The sequence below is a fragment of the Luteolibacter sp. genome (assembly GCF_039920825.1).
Taxonomy (GTDB): domain Bacteria; phylum Verrucomicrobiota; class Verrucomicrobiia; order Verrucomicrobiales; family Akkermansiaceae; genus Luteolibacter.
The window spans coordinates 1-21,065 of the sequence record NZ_JBDSCX010000084.1 but is presented as its reverse complement, the minus strand read 5'-3'; the positions used below and the strand labels follow the sequence as shown (position 1 = coordinate 21,065).

The window sequence follows — 21,065 nt, the reverse complement described above, 5'->3', positions numbered from 1 at the left end:
GGGAAATGTATCATGCGCCGGATTTCAACCTGCTTGTGAAATGTCCCGCGCCTCCCGAGAAACTCCGTGCCCTTTCTGTGGCGAACCGAATCACTGTGGCGTAAGTGATCCCGGAGGATGCTGGTGTGGGAAAACGGAGATCCCGATGGAGTTGATCGACCTGCTTCCCGAGCAGGGGAAGACGTGTATCTGCGAGATTTGCGTGGAGGCCTACAAACAGAATCCGCGCGAGTTCATCCGGCTCAATCGAACAAACCCGCCCTGATAAGCGGCTGGTTGTTTTTCGAATCCCAATAACTGAACCCCGCCTTCCAATCCCAGAGCGCCCACGGGATTTTCCGCTCCTCGGCGAGGGTCCGGACGTCGTGTGAATAACGGGTACGGCTGGCTTGATCGCCGAGGTTGTGGCTACCGAATTCCCCGAGATGGACCGGCCTGCCGAAATGCACCGACCAATCGCGCGCAAGATCGAAGAGTTCTCTAACGGTGATAGCGGAGCAGGGATTTCTATCGGCGGGCAGCGTGTTGTAGCCTTCGACGAAATCGCGGATGCCGGCATTGTCCTTGAATTGTTCGGGCAATGCCAACGGTGTCGCCGGTGGTCCCGGATAGGTGACTCCCCGAAGCCCGCTGAGTTGAACCCAAGGGGCTCCCTGATGGGTGAAGTAGAAGGGTTCGTAACAATGAACCGTCACCACGATCCGATCGTCGCCATCGGGCAATCGGAGTTTGTCGAGCTCGCGGATGTCGCCCCATTTTCCCGGGCTGACAAAGAGGATGCGCCGCGGATCGATCTTGTGGATGGCGGCGATGGTATCCGCGTAGATCGGATTCGCCAACTCGGTGGTGAGCGCATCGCGGGGTTCGTTGAGCAACTCGAGGAAGAGTTCGGGCGGCCACGATTTGAAATGGCGGGCGATGGCTTCCCACGAGGCGACGAAGCGGGCGCGGTTGGCTTCGGGATTGGTGGTCAGGTCGTCGAAATGGTGCCAGTCCAGCAGGACGCGCATGCCTTTTTCAATCGCTCGGCGGAGGACCGGCTCCAGATCAGTTAGGATCGCCGGATCCACTTCATAGCCATCGCCGTTGGGTTTCAGATTGTAGCTCCACGCCACCGGCACGCGGATGTGGTCGAATCCCTGGGCTGCGATCCGATCAATGTCTTCGGTCGTGTAACGGATGCCCCACGAGTAGGGCGGGGGGGCGTCCCAACAGTTTCCCAGATTCATGCCGCGCTTGATTTTCGACAACGCCTGATGGGCCGGAGTGTTCTGACCGAGCAGTTTGGGTGCGACGAAATCCGGCAGGGTAGCGGCCATGGCGTGAAGTCGGAGGGTGACTTTTTGTCCGGCTTTCACTTGCAGCGTCTGAGAGAGTGTGCGGTTCTGCCATGAAGCGGCGACCGCGCTCCCTTGAAGTGGTGTCGCTTTCGCAAGAGGCCATGAATCGGCGGACGGATAGTTTTGATAGGGCGCTTTCCAACCAACGGGCTTTCCATCCGCTTGCTCCTCGAAGTCTCCGTTTTCAATCCGTGTCCCCTCGGCGGAAATCGAATCCCAGAGCACTTCCTTGCGGAAGGCGGTGCCGGGCTTTTCCTGCTCCCAAGGACCGTTGAGGACCAGATCGACGGTGCCATCATCTAACGGCATGAAGCTGAGAGACAATTCCCGCCAATCCCACCAGCGCACCGGGAAAATCACATCGGTCAGCCGTTCGCGCACGGCGGGATCTTTCTCCCACGGCGCGGGAGTGGCGCTGCCCGCGGAAACGCGGATGTCCTGGAGCGGAGCTTGACCGGCCGGGACTTGAAGCCAAAGCCTGGCTTCCGTCGTTTGCCGGACAGGCTCTTGGGCGCGGGTGAGAACAGCGAGTGAAATCAACAGGAGAATGGCGCGTGTCATGGAGTGATTTTCGGAGGGATCTTGGCTTGCGGTGGCTGCGGGCGGCGGGTATTCCCATACGGCATGGACCACCATGTATATTTCTGGCTGAAGGAAGATTATAAAAACGACGTTGACCGCGCGATTTTCGAGCAAGGTCTTGCCGCACTCTTCGACATCAAGCTCGTGGCGGGCGGCCGTTGGGCGGTCCCCGCGAAGGTGATGATCCGGCCGGTGATCGACCAGTCATGGGACTACGCCCTGACGATGAAATTCAACAGCATCGAGGAGCACGATGCCTATCAGGTGGATGCCGATCACCACGTCTTCATCAGCACTTTCAAGGATTGGTGGGAGCAGGTGCAGGTCAAGGACTTGGCGTGAAGGTCAGCGCATGAACTGGCTGAGGGTGGTTTTCAACTCCTCAGGCCAGTCGAGGGTGTCGAGCGTCTCCAATTTCGCCCACGCGGGGTCGATCCTCATCAGGTCGTTGAAATAAACGGTAGCGTCATCGTATGAACCGGATTGGGCGGCGGCGATGGTGAGCAGCGCGGTCGCGTTCTCAAGCTTGTCCTCGGGAAAGCCGATGCGCTTTCCGGCTTGGAGAAACTGATAACCGCGCTCGGAATTTCCTGTTAGCAAGGCCACCCAGCCCGCGCGCAGGGCGAAATTGCCGTCCTGCGGGTAGCGGTGCATGCCGGTGGTGAGGATGGTCATCGCCTGTTGGGGATCGGCGTTTTCAAAAGCGGTGTAGGCGGCTTCGGCGTAGTCGCCGGGAATCTGGGTTTCCAGCGGATGCTCGGTGATGAGTTCGATCCAGAGCGGGTGCGCCTTTTCATAATCTCCCATGGCGGTTAGAGCGAGCGCCTCGGCCCGCATGCAGGGTTCGGGTGGAGCGCCGAGATTGCGGGCGGTGTTGGCGAGTTGGAAGGTGGTTTCAGAATCCTCCTTGTGTGAGGAAAAGGCGAGGGCCGCATTCATGCAGGCGAGTGCGAAGCGGGGTTTGCCGACGGTGGCGATGGTTTCCGGATCGGCGAGGCGGTCGGCGACGGCCTTGCGCTGCTCGGGAGTCGAGTCCTCGGGGATTTCAATCGCGACGAGTTCGTCCTTCACGCACTGGCGGATGGCTTCCATCGCCGGTTGGAAATCCGCCTGCTCCCAGCCTTCCCAGTCCTCGCGCTGGCGGACTTCCTTCATTTCGGGAAATTTTTCAGGCCACGGAGACAGCGCCGTAGTTTTGTGTCCCTCCAGCCAGGCCGCGCGTGAAAGTGCGATCTGCCGGACGATCGGCGGCAGGTCCACTGCGGATTCGAGACTGGCCTTGATCCATTCCGGGTGCTTCGATTTCAACGCCAATGCCAGCGCCGCTGCGGCTGCCGGGCCTTTGCCGCCAGCTTCCTTGATCGCGGTTAGAACTACCGGTCCATCGTTCTGTTGGAAAATGGCTTCCATCTGCGCGGAGGCGTGCCATGAGGAATTTTCCAGATTCACCGGGTGATCCGGTGCCTTGCTGAGAACCGCCGCGGTGAGTTGCTGATACCACGGTGTGTTTTCGAGACCCTTGGACAGCTTCAGAATGTCGGGCCAAGATTTCCCCGTTAGGTCCGCCCGGGCCATCCGATTCCACAGAGGCTGGAATGATTCGGCTCCCGCTGCTCGTGGATGAATCTCTTTGAAATCCGCGAGGACGGGATTGAAATCCAACGTCGGGAAAATCACCCGGATGGTGGCGAAATCGCAATCGTTGAAGTCCTTGAACCGTTCGTCCGCTCCGATCCGTCCGAACGTGCGACCATTCTCGTCGTAGCGGATTCCGGAAAGGCTTTCGCAAAGGTTTTCCAAAGCGGTCTCATTCACGCCGCGGATCGCCGCCGGGGGCGTGGCGCTTTCGATTTTCAATGGCGGTGGCAGCAAATGATGGACTGTTAGCGTTCCGTCGGTTTCGCCGGTGATGACCTTGCCGCTGTCGAAGGCAACCGCTGAAATTTCGCCGGATACCTCGACGGGCGCGTGCGGATCCGTCAGGATTTTCAATGAATTGCCCTCGACCGTGTAGGGCGCGAATTCCGGTGCCGCCATCAGGCCGTTCCAGATGTTAGGTTGACGGCTCCAGGGAAACCGGTTGACCAGCGGTTTCAGTTCCAACGAACCGTCCTCCTCGTTCTGATAGGAAATGACCGACTGGACCGGCGGCTCGTGCGGACCCTGTTCGTGAAGTGTCAGCGCGGCGTTTCCATCCAGCGAAAATTGCGCGCTGAGAAGCTTCACCGGCTCGGGCATGGGGATGGATTTCGCAGGCTCCACCGGCGACACCGGCATTTCCATCAGGCTGCCGTCGGCATGGAGGACCCGCAGTTTTTCCCGGTCCAGACTGGCGGCTAACGGGCGAGCGGCGTTCGAAGCAGTCGGCTCGGATGAACGGATGATCTGCCCGGTGATCGCGTCGCGGAGATGCCAGACGATGGAATGATCGGCGTCCGAAACGAATCCGGGATGGGCCAGCAGCAGGCCGTCCGGAGAGAAAACAACCGTGGCGGATGGGGTGACGAAATCAGGTAAAGGTCCGAGGTCACAAACCGGTTTCAGGGTTTGCGAGTTGCAAAGCAAAGTCACAGGCCCGCGCTCGATGACGACGGATCGTGCCAGCCGGTCGAAAACCAAACTGCGGGTGATGCATCGTTCAACCGGGAAAAGCACGCTCTCGATTTGCAGCGTCTCCAGATTCCATCGCGCCGTTTCGTTAGAGTTGCCGCCCAGACTCACCCATAGCGATGACGGCGCGGCGAAAGCGATCTGCTCGACCGGCAACTGGTGCTGGATCGTGAGCGCGGGAAAATTCCAAACGGTTTCCGCGAGAATGGTCGCTGCCAGAGTCGCGGCCTCAACGGATGCAGGATCCGCTTTCAGGGCTGACACCAGCAAAGCGAGCGCTTCGCCGGGGCGCTTCTGATCAAGTTTCGTTTTCGCCTGATCGATCCGTGCACCGGCAAGCTGCTCGACGAGTTCGTTTTTGACTTCGGTTGCGGCCGGAGGTTTCGCCGCCGGTTTCACCTCGGGTTTGCACGCCGGACCGAGTGCCGCCAGTGCGAGCAACGAGCCCAAGAGAATCCCCCGGCTGCGATGATGCGCCGTGAGTGATCTACCGGACTGACTGGACATGTTCCACGAATTCAACGCCGCGGACGCGGTTTCATGTCTCCAAGGGTTGTCCTCAAAGCCCGCTTTTCTGGATCAAATCACGGAGTTGCTTCTGGAAATCCAGAATATCCTCTTGGGTCGGGCGATATCCCGGCGTGTCGGGATCGAGGCCCGGGCGGCCGGTTTGATCGAGCATCCAGATGGCCGTTTCACCATCGCTGAAGGTGACTTTTCCGCTGACCATCGCGCCGGGCAGCGTGAGCGAATCCATCGTCGTCGAGACGAAACCGGTCGGCACCGGTGGAGCTTTCACTTCCTCCTTGGGCACGACTTTCGGCTCCTCGATCAGTTCGATCCCGAGGTCGAGAATGAGAAACCGGGTATCCATGTAGGTGACCGTGTGGCCGAAATCGTCTTTCAAATGGCGTTGGAGGTCCGACATGGTGGCTCCCTCGGCGGCCCACTTTTTGAGCGCTTCTTTTTGTTCCGGGGTGAGTTGGCTGGCGCTGAACATGTCCTCTTTTCGGGTCCCGGCACCCGCTTGCCAAGCCTCAAGAGCGGGAAACTCGGTGTGAAAATCTCCGCCTTGCCATTTCACGCCATTGACGCGCCCCGCTCCATCGTTTCCCATCCGCCCATGCCCGAGCCGAAACTGAAGAAGCCCCTCTCATCCCACCGATGGGTCCTCAGCTACCTCATGCAGGAAAAAATGATTTTCCTCCCCTCGCTCGCCGCGCTTTTCTTCACCGCCATCCTCTCGCTGGCATTCCCGTATTACCTCAAGGAGCTCATCGGAAATCCCACCGACGCCCTGCGCCAGGGAGTCGATCCCGCCCACGTGTTGGAAAAATCCAACCACGTCGTGCTCATGCTGATCAGCGTGCTGGCCGTGCAATCCATCATCGCCTTCTTCCGCGTCCAAGGGTTCATCCGCTCCGGCGAGGCGGCGCTCAATCACCTCCGCCGCGACATCTTCGCCCATCTGGTGAAACTGCCGATGCGCTTCTATCAGGAGCAGCGTTCCGGCGCTCTCAGCAATCGCGTCTCCGCCGATCTCGGCATCGTCCGCGACACCCTGCTCAATGCCGTCCCCCAAGCCGTGCGCCACACGGTCATTCTGATAGGCGGACTTATTTTCATCTTCGTCGCATCGTGGAAACTCTCTCTCATCATGCTCGGCAGCGTGCCGATCGTGGTGCTCGCCATCGCGTTCTTCGGCCGGAAAGTCCGCGGTTTTTCCCGCGATGCGCAGGACTCCCTGGCTGAAGCCGGCACCGTCATCGAGGAAACCACCCAATCCATCGCCGATGTCAAAGCCTTCGGCAACGAGGCTTTCGAAGCCCGCCGTTACGACCGCGCGCTCGATTCGTTTTTCAAAGTCACCCTGCGCGGCGCCCGTCACCGCGCCGCGTTTCTATCATTCATCATCTTCGCGTTGTTCGGCACCATCGCCTTCGTCACCTGGTATGGCTCGCGCATGTATGCCAACGGTGAAATCGGTTGGACCAACTTCGCCGCGTTTATCCTCTTCTCCATTTTCGTGGGCGCGTCGTTAGGCTCGTTTCCCGAAATCATCTCCCAGTTCCAGCAAACCGCCGGAGCCACCGACCGCCTGCGCGAAATCCTCGACACTCCCACCGAGCGCAACAGCGGCGCGATGGACATCATCCTCCAGGGCTCGCTCGGCTTCAAGCGCGTCAACTTCCACTATCCCTCGCGCCCCGATGTCCAGGTGCTCCACGACATCGATTTTCAAGTCGAGCCCGGCCAGCGTATCGCTCTCGTCGGTCCATCCGGTGCCGGAAAATCCACGATTTTCTCGCTGATCCTCGGTTTTCACCACCCCGAATCCGGCCGCATCCTTTTCGACGACGTCAACTCCGCTGAAATCGGCCTGCCCTGCCTGCGCGCCCAGATGGCCATCGTACCGCAGGAAGTCCTGCTTTTCGGCGGCACGATTCTGGAAAACATCGAGTATGGAAATCCCGGTGCCAGCCGCGAAGACATTGCCCGCATCGCTGAAATGGCCAACGCCCATGAATTCATCAGCGCGCTCCCCGATGGCTACGACACCATCGTCGGTCCGCGCGGCACCAAGCTCTCCGGCGGCCAGCGCCAGCGCATCGCCATCGCCCGCGCCATCCTCGCCAACCCGCGGATTCTTCTGCTGGATGAAGCCACCTCCGCGCTTGATGCCGAGAGCGAACGCCAGGTCAACGAAGCGCTCGAACGCCTTATGACCGGCCGCACGAGCCTCGTCATCGCCCACCGCCTCTCCACCGTTAGACACGCCGACAACATCCTCGTTTTCAACCACGGCAAGATCGTGGAAAGCGGTACGCACGAGGAACTCCTCGCCCGCGACGGGACTTACAAGCTGCTGGTGGAGACGCAGTTGGTGTGATGGATGACGTTTCGCTGTTCCCCGGTCCATCAGAATTCAGGGCTTGCCGATCATGATCGGCCGTCATTTCATCCGTTCATGAAAATCGGCGGAATCACGATGGCTGCACTGGCAATGACTGCCAGTTGTGCTTGGAGTCAGCAAACACCAGTATCTGTCACGCGCGAATGGACCTCGGCGGATGGACGCAAGATCGTCGCCGGATATGAGGGCGTCCAAGGTGAGAACGTCATGTTGAAACTGCAGAATGGGAAGGTCGCTCCCATCCCTCTCCTGAAGTTGTCTGAGCCGGACAACGCGTTTGTTAAGAGTCATCCTCTGGACTACCGCGAACCTTGGACCGCATGGCCGGTGGATCCACAGATTACTCCCTCCACCATTGATGTTACGGAGACCGCCGTGGCGGGTGGTGGCTATGAGTATACAACTCCCCATTTCCGATTTAAGACCAACGTGAATCTTGGAAAAGCGCTGATGAAGGATCTGGCGGTCGTGTTCGAACTGACCTATCGGCTGCATTCGAAATCTCCGTTCGGGATCCTGGCGAAACCCGCGAACGACCTATTTGAAGCGAAGCTTTTCGCGACATCCGATGAATACAAAGCGGCCGGAGGTCCCCTGCTAACAGCCGGAGTCTATCTGCCCAAGGAAAAAGTCTTCCTCGCGCCGTTGGATCTTATGGGGGTGAAATCCGGAAGCGCCGGATTGAGGCGCGTTTCCAGGGACGATTATGACACGTCAACCATTGTCCACGAGCTTACGCACATGCTTACCCACGACATGTTGCAAAACCTCCCGCTGTGGGTGAACGAGGGCTATGCGGAATATGTTTCTTCAATCCCGATCGAAGGGAACAGCTTTCGTGTTAGCGCGGAGAAGATCGAGGAAGGCGTGTTGGATCGCTTCGCGCGCGATTACGAACGGGGAACTAGCGGGAATGTGAAGCTCAGCACCTCCGCGCGCCGGGATTACCTGAAGGGAGACAAATTGCCTAACCTGGTCCGTGTGGAGAAGGTTTTGAAAATGACTGATGCCGAATGGGCGGGACACCGTTCCGGTTTCTCATCCCCCGGAGAGCTTGCGGATTTGCCGAGACTTTACCGAACAGCCCATCTCATCATCTACTATTTTATTCAGATCGAAGGTGAGAAGGGCGTCGCCAAGATCAGAAAGTTCCTTGAAGAAAACCGCGTGCAGCAGGCCAGATACGATGCCTATGTCGCGGCCTACTCGAACTACCAGAAGCAACTGCTGGCTTTCATGAATCTTCCCGGTGTCACCAAGCTGCCGGATGGTCGTATCCAGTATCCTTCCAATCTTACGCCCCCGGTAGCTCCCGAGGCTCCGTTCACCGATCCGAATCTGGTGAAAATGGGAGGTTTGGGCGCTCTTCTCGATGGTGAGACCGCTGAGGTCGTTGGTGCCAGGATTGAGAATACCCTCCGGGAGAAACTGGCGATCAACCTCAGATTCGCAAACTAGCCGGCGCTCCCGGAAATCGGACACCTATCGCCCACCACCATTTCGACTTTGATAACGATGGGTTTTCGCATGGACGGGATGTCCATCCTCCCTATCAGGAAAACCCCGCTTGCGGAGCGCGGAAAATGTCGGAAGGTCCTCATGCGTGAAAAAACGCGCGAATGAATCATGATCAATTTCCAATGTGGCAACTGCGGCGGGCGCGTGTTTTTCGAGAACTCGCGCTGCCTTTCCTGTCAGACGGATCTCGGCTTCGTGCCGGGGGATCTCTCGATCGGCACCTTCCAGCCCGCGGCACCCGATTTCACACTTCAGCGGATTGACGCGGCGGGTCTTTTCCGCCGCTGTGGAAATCACCTAACCGCCGGAGCTTGCAACTGGATGGTGCCCGTGGATTCGCCGGTGCCGTTTTGTCCTTCGTGCCGCCTGAGCCACATCATTCCGGATCTATCAAAACCACGCAATCCGCGGGCGTGGCTCAAACTCGAAGCCGCGAAACGCCGCTTGATATACAGCCTGCTTTCTCTCGGATTGCCGGTCCGGTCGAAGGAGGAGGATCCCGCGACCGGTCTTGCTTTTGATTTCCTCGAAGACACTCCGCCCGGAACGCCTGGCGACGACCACGTTTTCACCGGGCACGCCAACGGACTGATCACCATCAATCTCGATGAGGCGGACGACCCGAAGCGGGAGCGGGCTCGTGAAATGATGGGTGAAATGTATCGCACGGTGCTCGGCCATTTCCGTCATGAGGTGGGCCACTATTACTGGGACGTGCTCGTGAACGGAACTCCGAGGCTCGAGCAGTTCCGCAATGTGTTCGGCGACGAACGGGGCGACTACGCGTCCATGCTGGCAAATCACTACGCGAACGGAGCGCCGCCCGATTGGCAGCAGCGCCACGTTTCGCCCTATGCCGCTTCGCATCCGTGGGAGGATTGGGCGGAAACGTGGGCGCACTACATGCACATCATGGACACATTGGAAACCGCCGCGACCGAGGGATTGATCATCCAGCACGCCCAGGACCAGACGATTGTGTTAGCTCCGCTCGGCCGGCCGTTTTCCGACATCGCCGCACAATGGCTGGATGTCAGCGTGTTGCTCAACGGGCTCAACCGCAGCATGGGTTTGCCGGATCCGTATCCCTTCGTGCTGGCGGAAACGGTGATTCAAAAACTCACCCTCATCCATGACTGGATCGCGTTCCGGGATCCATTGCCCGCATCTGGGTTACCGGGATAGACGAGCGACAATCACTCGATCAGCTCCGTTCGGATATCAGTTTGGTATTTCAAAAGCCTTTGGACGACGAGGAAGGTGGCAACACAGCCGAGGCCAATGAGATTTTCCCGGACAACGGGAGGAAAAATCAGCAGGAATCCCTTGCCTTTGATGAGCGCGGAGTAGCTGGAGACGCAGAACGGCATGAGAAACAACCGGAAAATCGTCCAGCCGTCCGGGCGCGAGCCATTTCCCGAAGTGCTCAGGAGCAGGGCCAATCCGATGATGCCGCTCATGCCGACCGACGAGAGCCACAACACGGGCGAGGCATCGAAATACAGCGAAACCATGCAGACATACCAAATCAGGTAACACCAGAGGACCAACCGTCCGGTGGAGATCGCGGCGAAATAGCGGAGCATTTTCAAGGCCGGATGAGCCTCTTGCGTGCCATTCTCGAAGCAAATTGAAAATCAGGGAATTCACCACAAGCCAGGCTTTGTCGTTGATATTCAACTCTTGTGCCGGGAGAAAATCGCTGGCGGATGCAGGGATCCGCGTGTAAAAAGCCCGTTGTGATTGGAACGGGTCAACGTCGCCCCCTGAGGCGTGGGTCGGAGAAGGGATTCGCGTTGATCGTCTGCGTGGTTCTCATGGTCCTGATGGTGATGGTCGCTGTCGGGTTGATGACCTTGTCCTCGATCGAACTGCGCAAAACCGCGCGTTCCGAACCCGCGGCCGAAGCCAAGGCCAACGCCCGGCTCGCCTTGATGCAGGCGATCGGCCAGCTCCAGAAAACCATGGGGCCGGACCAGCGGATTTCCGCCACGGCGGAAATTCTCCGCAAGGACGTCAAGCAGCCGCATTGGACCGGTGTCTGGCGGACGACTTTGGACAACGGCGATCCCATTTTCACCCGCAACGATCTGGAGGGCAGTCTGCGTGACGAACGCTGGGAGCGGAAATTGAATCCGGCGGACCGCGTGATGGAGTGGCTGGTCAGCGGCAAAGGCGATCCTTCCGCAACTCCCGCCGCCGATGATGTGGCGATCTATCGGAACGACCCCACCTCCGCCGTGACCGTGCCGCGGGTTGCTGTTGCCGGTCTAACTGGGGAAACCTCGGGCCATCTCGCCTGGTGGACCGGCGACCTCGGAGTGCGGGCGAACGTGCGGACCGGCGATCCGCGCGAAGCGATCGCGGCCAACCGCAAGTCACCCGGCGATGGAGGACTCTATCGCGTGATGACCTCGCAGTCCGCGGACATGAAGATGATGGACGGTGGTGTGGACTTGGAAAATGCGAAGCTTGGCAAGATTGTCAGTCCGGGAATGATGGCGCTTTCCGGAGTGAAGGCGGACTGGGCGAAGACGCATGCGTTCGACTTTACGACGGAATCCAGCGGCGTGTTGGCGGATGTCGTGAACGACGGACTGAAACAGGATCTAACCGCCTACTTCGAGAACGGTGAGACGAAGGCGTCGGGTAATCTGAAGGGACTGACGGACGATGAGCCTCTGGTCGGCGCCGGGTCGGCCAAGGACGCCGCGAGCAAGGATTCGCGCTATGATTCGGCAGGCCCCCGCTTTGGACTTCTGCGCGACTGGGCGAGGTTGTCACTGCCGTTCTCCGGGAAGAACGTGGACGGGAGATCTCCGGATTTCGACACCTCGGCCGGCAAGGACAGCAGCGCCCGCGCGCTGGCGAATGAAAATCCTGTGAAACTCGCCGGTAACATGCACGCCGGACTCCAGCCGATCCTGGTGGAGGCCACCAACTTCACGCAGATGAGCACCTACTCCTTGCAGGCCGGAGTCTATCAGCTGCGACAGTTGATGTATCCGCGGGTTGTGTTGTGGAATCCCTACAATTGTGACCTCAAGTTCGACCGCTCGATCATCATGATCCAGGGCAATGGAAGGCAGGAGATGTGGACACTCAATGTGGGCGGTTCGATCACCCAGTGGCTGAATTTCGAAGGCGGGCGCAGCACTTCGTTCAACGGGCCCGGTGGGATCATGGGTTCGTCCGGATACAACGACCCCTACATGGGTTCCTACTATTTCTCGATGCCCGCCACCACGTTCGGACCGGGCGATTGTCTGGTGTTCTCGCCCGCACGTTCCGCCGAATACGACGGACTCAGCGCCTATCGATCCGGTTCCTACAACCTTGACTCGAACGTGCTGAGTTGCCAGGTCTCGCCGGATCCGTCCAGAGCCTACTACGTCTCGGCGTCGGATCTCGACGGCGGAATGACCTTCCTGCCGAAGGAATTCTGGTATGCTCCGACCCCGTATATTTTCGGCTCCGGCGCGAATGGCATCAATTTCCAAGGCGATGATTCGCGGGCGATTCTCAAATTGGTGGGAAACGCCAGCAAGGTGACCTTCGAGAATTTCGACAAGCTGCCTCAGGTTTGCGTGCTCTCCGGGTCCCTGCAATATGGCGCCGGCCGCGAGCCGCGGATTTCGTGGAACAAGAACGAGAGAATGCCTATCCAGATGCTGGATCGCTTCTCCCCAAAGCCCACCGTGGTCCCCAACGTAAGGACCCGCGAGGGGATTCGGCTGCGTTGGTTCGACGAGCACCCGTCGAATCTGGGCTCGGGGTCGCTGGCGGGAACTTCCTATTTTCAGGACGCGCTGTTAGCGAATTGGAACCCGCGTGCGTCCTTCATTATCCGCTCGCCATGGGAGAATATCGGCGGGATCGCACCGTGGTTTTTCGGTGCCTACACGCGGGATCTGTTTGATCAGGCGGTGGGCTGGGACGAGCAGATGCCGGTGCCGCGAAACGGCCGCTTCCACGGAAATCCTTTCGGGCCGCCGCAGGAGGGAAGCAGCAAGTATGTGTTGTTCGACGTGCCGCGCTCCGAGACCGGACTGGTCTCTCTCGGTCAACTCCAGCATGCGAAACTATCAGAACTCATCTGGCATCCATCCTATGCCGTGGGAAATTCGCTGGTCGATCCGCGCCTTGGCACAGGCGGCGTGAAGGGCTTGAATCGGACCGCCGCCGCGGCCTCGACCTCCCAGGCGGCGAAGTCGGGTGGTTTCAATCAGAGTGAAATCGGCTGGCCTAACGAGGCCCAGCGTTCCGCCGGCAAGGACGATTGGGCTGCCACCGCGCGGGCGATTCTCGGCCAGGTGCCGGAGCGCGACAACGTGGTTTACGACCTTTCGTTTGAGGTGAATCAAAAGCTCTGGGATCGCTTCTATCTGTCGAGCGGCTCTCCCGCCGCGAAGCGCGAGTTTCTCGCGGATCCGGTCGGCAAGCCGCTTCCTAACGGACGAATGCGTCTGGCTCCTGCCACGCGCGCCTCGGCGACCGCGGACGGCCTCGGGGATTTCAACCAATCCGCCCGTCACCTCATGGTGGACGGTGCGTTCAACGTCAATTCGACCAGCGTGGAGGCTTGGAAGGCGTTGCTCGGCTCGACCCGCAAGTCGGGTTTCGGCAATGGTGAAAACGTTCCATTTCCACGGGTGTTGGATCCCCAGGACGGAGCGTGGAAGAACGGTGAATCGGCGGATGGCGACAACGTTTGGTCCGGATATCGTGAATTGAATGTGGATGAAATAACCCGGCTGGCGGTGGCGATTGTCGCCGAGGTGAAATTACGCGGTCCGTTCCTGTCGCTTGCCGATTTCGTCAACCGCCGACTCGCCGAGGATGAAACCGGGCGTATGGGCGCTCTCCAGGCCGCCATTGAAAAAGCGCAGTTGAACTCCGGCCTAACGGATGAATACCCGTTGGACAACGGAAAGTCCCTACCAAACTACTCCCATCCCGACCACCTGCCAGACGCCACCCGCATGGAGCAAACGCTCAAGCCCGCTTCGAAAGCCTGGGGTGCACCCGCCTATTTGACGCAGGCGGACGTTTTGCAGGTCCTCGGCCCCGCTCTATCAGCCCGGTCGGACACCTTTGTCATCCGCGCCTACGGTGATGCGGTCGATGCTGCGGGAAAGATCCAGGCGCGGGCATGGTGCGAGGCTGTGGTTCAGCGGACGCCGCGGCCATTGACACCTGACGCCAGCGGCCTCAACTCCAGCCTTGTCGGCAAGTCCAATGACTTCGGCCGGGAATTCATCATCACCTCGTTCCGCTGGCTTTTACCCGATGAAGTATAATCCGACTCCCGTCTTAAGATTTTGTTTTCTAACACCCTTTTTCGCGTTGGTGATTTCCGGCGCTCTCCACGCGGAGCCGGCAGCTGAAAAAGGTCGCACGGTGCGGTTTCTCGCAGTGGGCGAGCTTCCTCCGTTCCGCCAGGAAGTCCGAGACGACGTTCGCTACGAACTCGAGCCTCCTGCCGGCAGCATTCCGCCGCGTGAGGTTTTGTTGGGTTTCGGCGGCGACAAGACCGAAGCCGCTCCGCTGCGCCTCGGCCGGATCAGCGAGCCGCTCAAGGCTCCTGCCGGAATCGGTCCACTGCTCCTGAAACGTCGCGAAGCCGCCGCCGATGCGGAGCCGTGGCTTCGACTTGTTAGGCCCGAGTCCGGTGATTTCCTGGTCCTGCTCTGGCGCGATGCGAAAGGCGGCACTTGGGACAAGGCGCTTTCGCTGGTTTTGCCCGATGATCCGGTCAGCGTGCCGGCTGGCAGCGTCCGCGTCGTGAATATCTGCCCGGCGGAGGTAAGAGTCGTCATCGGCGAAGAGAAGCTCCTCCTCCAAGCGGGGAAATCGTTCAAACGCACCGTGCCACCCGGAGTGGAACAACCGCTTCAGGTTCTTCTCCCCGATACCACCGGCACCTTGAGGAGCCTTCATTCCGGCGTCATCACCCAGAATCCCGGCGAGCGCTCGCTGGTTCTCATTTTCCGGGCCGATGGAGAATCACCACGCCGCCCGGTGAAGGTCTCCGTCCAGCGCGAGCCCGCTCCCGCCCCACCACCGGAACATTAACCGATTAGAGGCTGTTAGCGATTTGTCGGGCGATGCGTTCGAGCGCTTGGTTCATGGCGTTGACACGTCCCGTTGCGGTTGGCGACGAGATTGGTGCCGCGATGCTGAAGAAGTGGTCGCGCGCGTCACCGCCGCTCACGGGCTGGAGTTTCCAAGTTCCTTCGAGGATCATTTGATTGGAGTCATCCGGCTCGAAGCGGGCGATTCTCATTTCCAACAGGGTCGTGTAGTCGAGCGTCGTGAAATTTTCCACCGGCTGGATGTTCATTGATCCGGTGAGCCGGCTCAGGTTGCTGGCGGTAACCCGGGAAAGCGAGGCATCCAGCGGCTCGCCCCAGAGGTCCGCATTGCTGATCTGGAGTTGTCCGCCGGAGCGGGTGACGAGTTGTTGGCGGTCGAGGTAGCTGGGAATGGACGGCCGGTTGATGGCGATTGACGGCGAGGACGATGACAGGCTCCGATAGGGAACCAGAGGATCGAGCACGTGATGGACCGCGGAGTCCTTGACGGGCTCAAGCACGCCGCAGTTTGTTAGGGAAAGCAGGATGGGCAGGATGAAAAGCATCTTCATGGTTTCGGGTCCTTTCCGCCGAGCAGGGCGTTCGGGTTTCGTTTGAGATCGTTGGCGAGTTCCTTGACGGCGCGCGAGGCGCGTTCCACTTCATCCAGCGTGTTCTGCATGCGCATGAGCACGGGCGCGCGCGGGTTGGTGGCCTTGGAAATGTCTGCGGTGGCCTCGTCGATTTTTGCCAGTCCTGCGTTGGCTTTTGCCATGACATCCTCCAGATCCTTCATCAGGGGATCGAAACCTTCGTTGGCTTTCTTCGTCAGCTCGTCGATGCCGGTGAGCGCTTCGTCAAGACTGTCGATCGCCTTGGCCAACTTCTCGTTTCCGGTTAGGGCACGGATGTCTGTGGTGATGCCGACGAGGTTGTCATTGATCGCCTTCAAATTCAGCGCGGCGATTTGGGCTTTCGCGCCGGCGAGGACATCCCGCAGATCCTTCGTGGCACTTTCAAGATCGAGGGCATTGAATTTTTTCAGTCCGTCCGCAATTCCGGCGATGAGTTCATCCATCTCCGTGCCGATGGTGGGAACCGTGGGGTAGGGAGATCCGGCATCGGGTCGATAGGTGAAGCCCGGGGTGTTGGGAGCGATGTCGAACTCAATGTAGAGTTGCCCGGTGAGCAGGCTTTGTTGTTTCATTCCCGCTCGCAGTCCATCGGCGACGGCCTTTTTCACCCCTTCTTCAGTGGCGAAATCGATGCCCGCGCCCGAGGTTGATCCGACATCCTTCAGATCCTTCTCCGAGAGTTGGACGACGACCGGAATGACCTTGCGGTTCGCCTTTTGATCGATGAGCACCTTGATGGAGGTGACGCGGCCGATGCGGACGCCGCCGAATCTAACTTCCGAACCGACGAGCAGGCCGTTGGCGCTTTGGTCGAAATAAAGAATGATGCTGCTGCTTTTCTCGAAGATTTTCCCCGCGCCGAAAAGCACGACGGCTGTGGCGGCCATCAGCAGGCCGACGAGGGTGAAAATCCCGATCAGGGTGGGGCTGGCTTTTTTGCTCATGGTGGTGAGTCCGGCATTTCGCCGCGGTTGAGAAAGAGGCGCACGGCGGGGTTTTCCGAATGATCGCGAAGATCGACGGGGTTCCCGAGCGCGCCCTGGGTGCGGGTGGCAGTATCGAGGAACAGCGCTTTGTTAGCGATGCTGAAAATGCTGGCGAGTTCGTGGGTGACGACGACGATGGTGGACCCCTGGCTGTCGCGCAGGCGGAGGATGAGGTCGTCGAGGCGGCGGGCGCTGAGCGGGTCGAGGCCGGCACCGGGTTCGTCGAGAAAAAGAATATCGGGATCCAGGGCCATGGCACGGGCGATGCCGGCGCGCTTTTTCATCCCACCGCTGATCTGGGCCGGATAGTAGTCCTCGTAACCCGCAAGGCCGACGAGCGACAGCTTGTAGGAAACGAGTTCGCGCACCGTCTTCGCAGGCAGTTTGCCGCTTTCCTCCAGCGGCATGGCGACGTTCTCGCCGAGTGTTAGGGATGACCACAGCGCGCCGGATTGATACATCACGCCGAAACGCCGGATGAACGGACCGCGCTCGGCGGGATCGGTGGCGGTGAAGTCCTTGCCGTCGTAGAGGATCGATCCCTTCGCCGGTTCCTGCAGTCCGATAAGGTGGCGAAGCAGGGTGCTTTTTCCACAACCGCTGCCGCCCATAATGACGAAGATGTCCTTGTCCTCGATTTCGAAATTGAGGTCATGCATGACTTCGAACGACCCGTAAGCCATCGTAAGATCCCTGACTGTGATTTTCGCGGCCATGGTTAGACATCGAGGAGGGTGAAAATGACGGCGAAGGCCGAGTCGATGACGATGACCGCGGTGATGGAAGCGACCACCGACCGTGTGGTGGCTTCGCCGACCGCGGACGATGAATTTCCCGCCCGCATTCCCTGCATACAACCGCTGATGGCGATGGCCGCGCCGAAGAAGACGCTCTTGATGACGCCGAGCGACGAGTTCGTCAGATCCACCGCGTAGAGGGTTTCCGTCCAGTAGAGCACGGGCGGAATTCCGACGAACGCGCCCACCAGCATGCCGCCGAGAATTCCGACGACGTTCGCGTAGATGGTGAGAAGCGGCATCATCAGGATGAGGGCTAACACACGCGGCAGCACCAGGAAATCGAAGGGGTCGAATCCGAAGGTGCGCAGGGCGTCGATTTCCTCGTTGGCCTTCATGCTGCCGATCAGCGCGGCGAAAGCGGCCCCGGTCCGGCCGCTCATGATGATGGCGGTCATGACCACGCCCATTTCACGGACCATGGCGATGCCCACGAGATCCGCGACGAACAGGTTCGCGCCGAAGTTAGAGAGCTGGACATTTCCTACGAATGCGAGAATCAGGCCAATGAGAAAACTGATGAGCGAAACGATGGGCAGCGCCTGCACGCCGCATTGCTGGAGGATCATCCAGAAATCTGTCGGGCGGAAGCGGGCTCGTCCGGTGAAGAAGCGGCCGAGCGAGATTACGGTTTTCCCGGTGAAGTCGGCCAGTGCGCGCAGGCTCTCCCAGACTTCCAGGGTGATCTTGCCGAGTTTGCGGATTTCCGAAGAGTGAGTCGGTGCGGATTGATTTCCGATTTCCTCCGGCACCGACAGAGCGAGCTCCAACAGACCACGAAGGTTGTCGGGCAGGCCGTCGAAGGAGGGACTTTTTTCCTTTTCGCCATCGGTCACGGGGACGGAGCGGTGAAGGCAAAGCAGGAAGGCGGGCAGGGTGGAATCGTAGGTTCCCAGCTTGTCCACCTGATAGCGGCTGGGAAGGCGGTCCGGCGGGTTGCCTTCGATTTCCACGGCCGGCCCGTCGCGCCGCCAATCTCCGGACACCTCAAGGACGAAATCGTCCCCGTCCTGCTGCCAGACAGCGCGTGGTGGAGGATGATCGGAGGAGGGCATTTTGAAACTTGGCCTGCTGAGGGAGGTCGGCAACCGGAAATTCCAACGGATGGGAACGTCCCACGCTCAAACCATGTTGCGGCGGACCTGAATCCACAAGACCAAATGCCGCATCCCACGTGCGGCCCGTCCGCTTGCTTCTCCACCGGCAGGAAAATCTCACGGGGTAGGGAAACACCCCATGGCCAATACGAGGCCACTGCTGCTAGCATCCTATCACTGGAAAAGGAGGTGAGCTCCTCCCGGAATTCGCGGTGGATAGGCAGCCGTTTCCCGACATTCATCAACGCCCGAAAGAAATACCGAAACCGTGTCCCATCAATCGATCTTCTGCATCGCGACGTCCCATTTCCAGGCCAACCACATTGTAGATCAGCTCAAGATCGCCAACATTCCGGATGACGGGATCTCGGCTTTGTTAGCCGATCAAAGTGCGAGCCGCCGCTTCAACGGGGGAAATAACCTTGCGAATGCCACCATCGCCGCAGCCGGAGCGGGTGCCATCATCGGCGTGACGTGGGGATGGATCGCCGGAATCGGTGCGTTGGCGATACCGGGAGCGGGCCTGTTCATCGCCGCAGGGCCGATTATTTCCGCGATGAGCGGAGCCACCATCGGCGCGGCATTGGGAGGCATCTGCGGCGGGCTGATAGGGATGGGGATTCCGGAAATGGATGCGAAACGCTATGAAGGGAAAATCCTGAAAGGGGACATCCTTCTTTCCGTTCGAACCGAAGACTCCGGCGACATCCATCTGGTGGAAGACATTTTCAACCATGCCGAAGCTCTGGACATCTGGACCACCTGCTTGGCCGTTGCTCCTTCACGCGCATTCATCGAACCATCATGAACACTGCATCCGGAGCGGCCGTGAAAACCCTGGACGATTTGTTTCTCAGGGAACTCGAGGAAATCCATGACGCCGAGCACCGGATCGGTGCGATGCTCGTCAAGATGGCCACTGCCAGCCGGTGTTGGAAAATGAAAAGAGCGATCCTCAACCATCTTCTGGAAACCGAACGGCACGTGATGAAACTGGAGCAGGTCTTCGGTTGCTTTGAACTGCCGGTTACCCGAAGAACCAGCAAGGCCATCGTGGGACTGGTACACGCGGGTGCGGAAATCGAGGCTGATTTCGGAGAATCGCCCGCCATCAATGCCGCGCTGGTCTCCTTTTTGCAGAAGATCGAGCACTTCGAAATCGCGGGCTATACCAGCCTGCTTCAGTGGGCACAGTTACTGGGCAATCCCGATGCCGCCGAACTCCTTGAGGACATTCTGGACGAGGAACAAACCGCCGCTCAAACTTGGTGCGAGATGGCCCGGTCCACAAGCAATGAAGAAGCGCTCGGTAAACAGGGCTGGGAGGATTCGGAGGATTCGGAGGAAGACGAGGGGATTCGCCGGTCGTCTTCGGTCGCGACCTGATGCCTGTCGATGGAGGGATGGAAAGGGCTTGGATCGTGGAAAATCGGCGAAAAGCGTGGAAATTTCCGACGATTTCCGGGCCAAAATCTTTTTTCCGAAACCGCTCTTGTCCGCGGGCTTGTCCCTGACTTACGCTCGCCCAACCTTTGCCAAGCGTGTCCCTTTCCTCAGCTCCCACCTACATCCTCGGTGTTCTTCCGTCCCGCTGGGGCTCCACGCGCTTCCCCGGAAAACCGCTTCATCTCATCGCCGGGAAACCCTTGATCCAGCACGTTTGGGAGCGTTGCGGACAATGTTCCATGCTGGATGAAATCATCGTCGCGACCGATGACGAGCGGATCCGCGACGTGGTCATCGCCTTCGGCGGCAAGGTCGCCATGACCTCGCCGGACCATCCCACCGGGACCGACCGCATCGCCGAGGCGGCGAAGGCCGTTCCCCAAGCGACGCACATCGTCAACATCCAGGGCGACGAACCGCTCATCGATCCCGCGCTGATCGACGAACTCGCCGCCGCCATGGCTGCCGATCCCTCGCTCGACATGGCCACCGCCGCCAACCCGCTCGATCCGTCCGATCCCGCCGTCCAAGATCCGAACGTCGTCAAAGTCGCCGTCGCCCTCGATGGCCGGGCGCTTTATTTCTCCCGTTCGCCGCTGCCGTTTTTTCGCAATCCTGTCGAAGGGTTGCCGGTCCTCCGCCACAAGGGAATCTACGCCTATCAGCGGAATTTCCTCGAACGCTTCGTCACTTGGCCGCCTTCGCCGCTTGAAAAGGCCGAGTCGCTCGAACAACTCCGCGCTCTCGAAAACGGTGCGACCATCAAGGTCCTTCTCACTTCCGACACCTCGCCAGGCGTCGATACCCCGGAACAAGCCCGAGAAATCGAGCGACTCTTATCATCACCTGCTCACTCACTACTTCCATGAAATACATCTTCGTTACCGGCGGCGTCGTCTCCTCACTCGGCAAGGGGCTTGCCGCAGCCTCCATCGGCACGCTGCTGGAGCATCGCGGCCTGACCACGCTGATGCAGAAATTCGATCCCTATCTCAATGTGGATCCGGGCACGATGTCCCCCTATCAGCATGGTGAGGTTTACGTGCTGGACGATGGTGCCGAGACC

Annotated in this window: 18 protein-coding genes and 1 pseudogene; 11 read left to right on the top strand and 8 right to left on the bottom strand. The window is 59.5% G+C overall.

What is annotated here, in order from left to right:
• The first annotated feature begins 40 nt into the window (after positions 1–40).
• Positions 41–265: a cysteine-rich CWC family protein gene (locus ABIQ96_RS24080; protein ID WP_348217210.1), complete on the top strand. Its 225-nt coding sequence runs from the start codon at positions 41–43 to the stop codon at positions 263–265.
• Here the strand turns inward: ABIQ96_RS24080 and ABIQ96_RS24075 are convergent.
• Complete coding sequence (locus tag ABIQ96_RS24075) at positions 243–1,901, bottom strand: glycoside hydrolase family 5 protein (protein ID WP_348217209.1); 1,659 nt, start codon at positions 1,899–1,901, stop codon at positions 243–245. The two genes, ABIQ96_RS24080 and ABIQ96_RS24075, sit on opposite strands and share 23 nt — an antisense overlap.
• 63 nt (positions 1,902–1,964) lie before the next feature.
• Here ABIQ96_RS24075 and ABIQ96_RS24070 point away from each other — a divergent pair, with 63 nt between their 5' ends.
• Entirely contained in the window at positions 1,965–2,264 is a 300-nt protein-coding gene (locus tag ABIQ96_RS24070) for a Dabb family protein (protein ID WP_348217208.1), read from the top strand.
• 3 nt (positions 2,265–2,267) lie between these two features.
• Here ABIQ96_RS24070 and ABIQ96_RS24065 read toward each other — a convergent pair whose 3' ends face one another.
• Both ABIQ96_RS24065 and ABIQ96_RS24060 read right to left on the bottom strand, forming a co-directional pair.
• Positions 2,268–5,039 (bottom strand): tetratricopeptide repeat protein, encoded by a 2,772-nt coding sequence (locus ABIQ96_RS24065; RefSeq protein ID WP_348217207.1) that lies wholly within the window; start codon positions 5,037–5,039, stop codon positions 2,268–2,270.
• A gap of 52 nt (positions 5,040–5,091) precedes the next feature.
• A complete protein-coding gene (locus ABIQ96_RS24060) occupies positions 5,092–5,616 on the bottom strand; it encodes a hypothetical protein (protein ID WP_348217206.1) in 525 nt (174 codons plus the stop codon).
• Between the two features lie 39 nt (positions 5,617–5,655).
• On the opposite strand from ABIQ96_RS24060, the gene ABIQ96_RS24055 reads away from it, so the two are divergent.
• The 3 genes from ABIQ96_RS24055 (at position 5,656) to ABIQ96_RS24045 (ending at position 10,149) form a co-directional block, all read left to right on the top strand.
• Positions 5,656–7,422, top strand: a complete 1,767-nt coding sequence (locus tag ABIQ96_RS24055) for an ABC transporter transmembrane domain-containing protein (RefSeq protein WP_348217205.1) — start codon at positions 5,656–5,658, stop codon at positions 7,420–7,422.
• A gap of 78 nt (positions 7,423–7,500) precedes the next feature.
• On the top strand, positions 7,501–8,904 hold the full coding sequence (locus ABIQ96_RS24050) for a hypothetical protein (protein WP_348217204.1): 1,404 nt from the start codon (positions 7,501–7,503) through the stop codon (positions 8,902–8,904).
• Positions 8,905–9,072: 168 nt separating this feature from the next.
• On the top strand, positions 9,073–10,149 hold the full coding sequence (locus tag ABIQ96_RS24045) for a putative zinc-binding peptidase (protein ID WP_348217203.1): 1,077 nt from the start codon (positions 9,073–9,075) through the stop codon (positions 10,147–10,149).
• Positions 10,150–10,160: 11 nt separating this feature from the next.
• Here the strand turns inward: ABIQ96_RS24045 and ABIQ96_RS24040 are convergent, their stop codons facing one another.
• Entirely contained in the window at positions 10,161–10,550 is a 390-nt protein-coding gene (locus tag ABIQ96_RS24040; protein WP_348217202.1) for a hypothetical protein, read from the bottom strand.
• A gap of 222 nt (positions 10,551–10,772) precedes the next feature.
• On the opposite strand from ABIQ96_RS24040, the gene ABIQ96_RS24035 reads away from it, so the two are divergent.
• Positions 10,773–14,264 (top strand): hypothetical protein, encoded by a 3,492-nt coding sequence (locus ABIQ96_RS24035; RefSeq protein ID WP_348217201.1) that lies wholly within the window; start codon positions 10,773–10,775, stop codon positions 14,262–14,264.
• Complete coding sequence (locus tag ABIQ96_RS24030; protein ID WP_348217200.1) at positions 14,254–15,039, top strand: hypothetical protein; 786 nt, start codon at positions 14,254–14,256, stop codon at positions 15,037–15,039. The genes ABIQ96_RS24035 and ABIQ96_RS24030 overlap by 11 nt, the downstream gene beginning before the upstream one ends.
• Before the next feature lie 4 nt (positions 15,040–15,043).
• Here ABIQ96_RS24030 and ABIQ96_RS24025 read toward each other — a convergent pair whose 3' ends face one another.
• The 4 genes from ABIQ96_RS24025 to ABIQ96_RS24010 are packed head-to-tail and all read right to left on the bottom strand — an operon-like array spanning position 15,044 to position 18,511.
• Complete coding sequence (locus ABIQ96_RS24025; RefSeq protein WP_348217199.1) at positions 15,044–15,610, bottom strand: PqiC family protein; 567 nt, start codon at positions 15,608–15,610, stop codon at positions 15,044–15,046.
• Positions 15,607–16,617, bottom strand: coding sequence for an MlaD family protein (locus tag ABIQ96_RS24020; protein WP_348217198.1), 1,011 nt, complete (start codon positions 16,615–16,617; stop codon positions 15,607–15,609). Before ABIQ96_RS24020 ends, ABIQ96_RS24025 begins: the two co-directional genes overlap by 4 nt.
• Positions 16,614–17,375 (bottom strand): ATP-binding cassette domain-containing protein, encoded by a 762-nt coding sequence (locus tag ABIQ96_RS24015; protein WP_348217197.1) that lies wholly within the window; start codon positions 17,373–17,375, stop codon positions 16,614–16,616. The genes ABIQ96_RS24020 and ABIQ96_RS24015 overlap by 4 nt, the downstream gene beginning before the upstream one ends.
• Positions 17,376–17,377: 2 nt before the next feature.
• Positions 17,378–18,511, bottom strand: coding sequence for an ABC transporter permease (locus ABIQ96_RS24010; RefSeq protein ID WP_348217196.1), 1,134 nt, complete (start codon positions 18,509–18,511; stop codon positions 17,378–17,380).
• A gap of 310 nt (positions 18,512–18,821) precedes the next feature.
• Here ABIQ96_RS24010 and ABIQ96_RS24005 point away from each other — a divergent pair, with 310 nt between their 5' ends.
• The 4 genes and pseudogenes from ABIQ96_RS24005 to pyrG form a co-directional block, all read left to right on the top strand.
• Positions 18,822–19,361 (top strand): DUF3341 domain-containing protein, encoded by a 540-nt coding sequence (locus ABIQ96_RS24005; protein WP_348217195.1) that lies wholly within the window; start codon positions 18,822–18,824, stop codon positions 19,359–19,361.
• On the top strand, positions 19,358–19,939 hold the full coding sequence (locus tag ABIQ96_RS24000) for a DUF892 family protein (protein WP_348217194.1): 582 nt from the start codon (positions 19,358–19,360) through the stop codon (positions 19,937–19,939). Before ABIQ96_RS24005 ends, ABIQ96_RS24000 begins: the two co-directional genes overlap by 4 nt.
• Positions 19,940–20,094: 155 nt before the next feature.
• Positions 20,095–20,868 carry a 3-deoxy-manno-octulosonate cytidylyltransferase gene (kdsB, locus tag ABIQ96_RS23995; RefSeq protein WP_348217193.1) on the top strand — a complete coding sequence of 258 codons (774 nt, stop codon included), beginning with the start codon at positions 20,095–20,097 and terminating at the stop codon, positions 20,866–20,868.
• Positions 20,865–21,065 (top strand): annotated as a pseudogene (pyrG, locus tag ABIQ96_RS23990) (CTP synthetase); the annotation flags it as partial. The gene kdsB and the pseudogene pyrG, both read left to right, overlap by 4 nt.

Excerpts from the sequence above, each read along its gene's own strand:
- ABIQ96_RS24025 (WP_348217199.1), bottom strand. The coding sequence starts at position 15,610 with ATGAAGATGCTTTTCATCCTGCCCATCCTGCTTTCCCTAACAAACTGC.
- ABIQ96_RS24055 (WP_348217205.1), top strand. The coding sequence starts at position 5,656 with ATGCCCGAGCCGAAACTGAAGAAGCCCCTCTCATCCCACCGATGGGTC.
- ABIQ96_RS24080 (WP_348217210.1), top strand. The coding sequence starts at position 41 with ATGTCCCGCGCCTCCCGAGAAACTCCGTGCCCTTTCTGTGGCGAACCG.
- ABIQ96_RS24065 (WP_348217207.1), bottom strand. The coding sequence starts at position 5,039 with ATGTCCAGTCAGTCCGGTAGATCACTCACGGCGCATCATCGCAGCCGG.
- ABIQ96_RS24015 (WP_348217197.1), bottom strand. The coding sequence starts at position 17,375 with ATGGCCGCGAAAATCACAGTCAGGGATCTTACGATGGCTTACGGGTCG.
- ABIQ96_RS24050 (WP_348217204.1), top strand. The coding sequence starts at position 7,501 with ATGAAAATCGGCGGAATCACGATGGCTGCACTGGCAATGACTGCCAGT.
- ABIQ96_RS24020 (WP_348217198.1), bottom strand. The coding sequence starts at position 16,617 with ATGAGCAAAAAAGCCAGCCCCACCCTGATCGGGATTTTCACCCTCGTC.
- ABIQ96_RS24040 (WP_348217202.1), bottom strand. The coding sequence starts at position 10,550 with ATGCTCCGCTATTTCGCCGCGATCTCCACCGGACGGTTGGTCCTCTGG.
- ABIQ96_RS24010 (WP_348217196.1), bottom strand. The coding sequence starts at position 18,511 with ATGCCCTCCTCCGATCATCCTCCACCACGCGCTGTCTGGCAGCAGGAC.
- ABIQ96_RS24045 (WP_348217203.1), top strand. The coding sequence starts at position 9,073 with ATGATCAATTTCCAATGTGGCAACTGCGGCGGGCGCGTGTTTTTCGAG.
- ABIQ96_RS24070 (WP_348217208.1), top strand. The coding sequence starts at position 1,965 with ATGGACCACCATGTATATTTCTGGCTGAAGGAAGATTATAAAAACGAC.
- ABIQ96_RS24000 (WP_348217194.1), top strand. The coding sequence starts at position 19,358 with ATGAACACTGCATCCGGAGCGGCCGTGAAAACCCTGGACGATTTGTTT.
- ABIQ96_RS24075 (WP_348217209.1), bottom strand. The coding sequence starts at position 1,901 with ATGACACGCGCCATTCTCCTGTTGATTTCACTCGCTGTTCTCACCCGC.
- ABIQ96_RS24030 (WP_348217200.1), top strand. The coding sequence starts at position 14,254 with ATGAAGTATAATCCGACTCCCGTCTTAAGATTTTGTTTTCTAACACCC.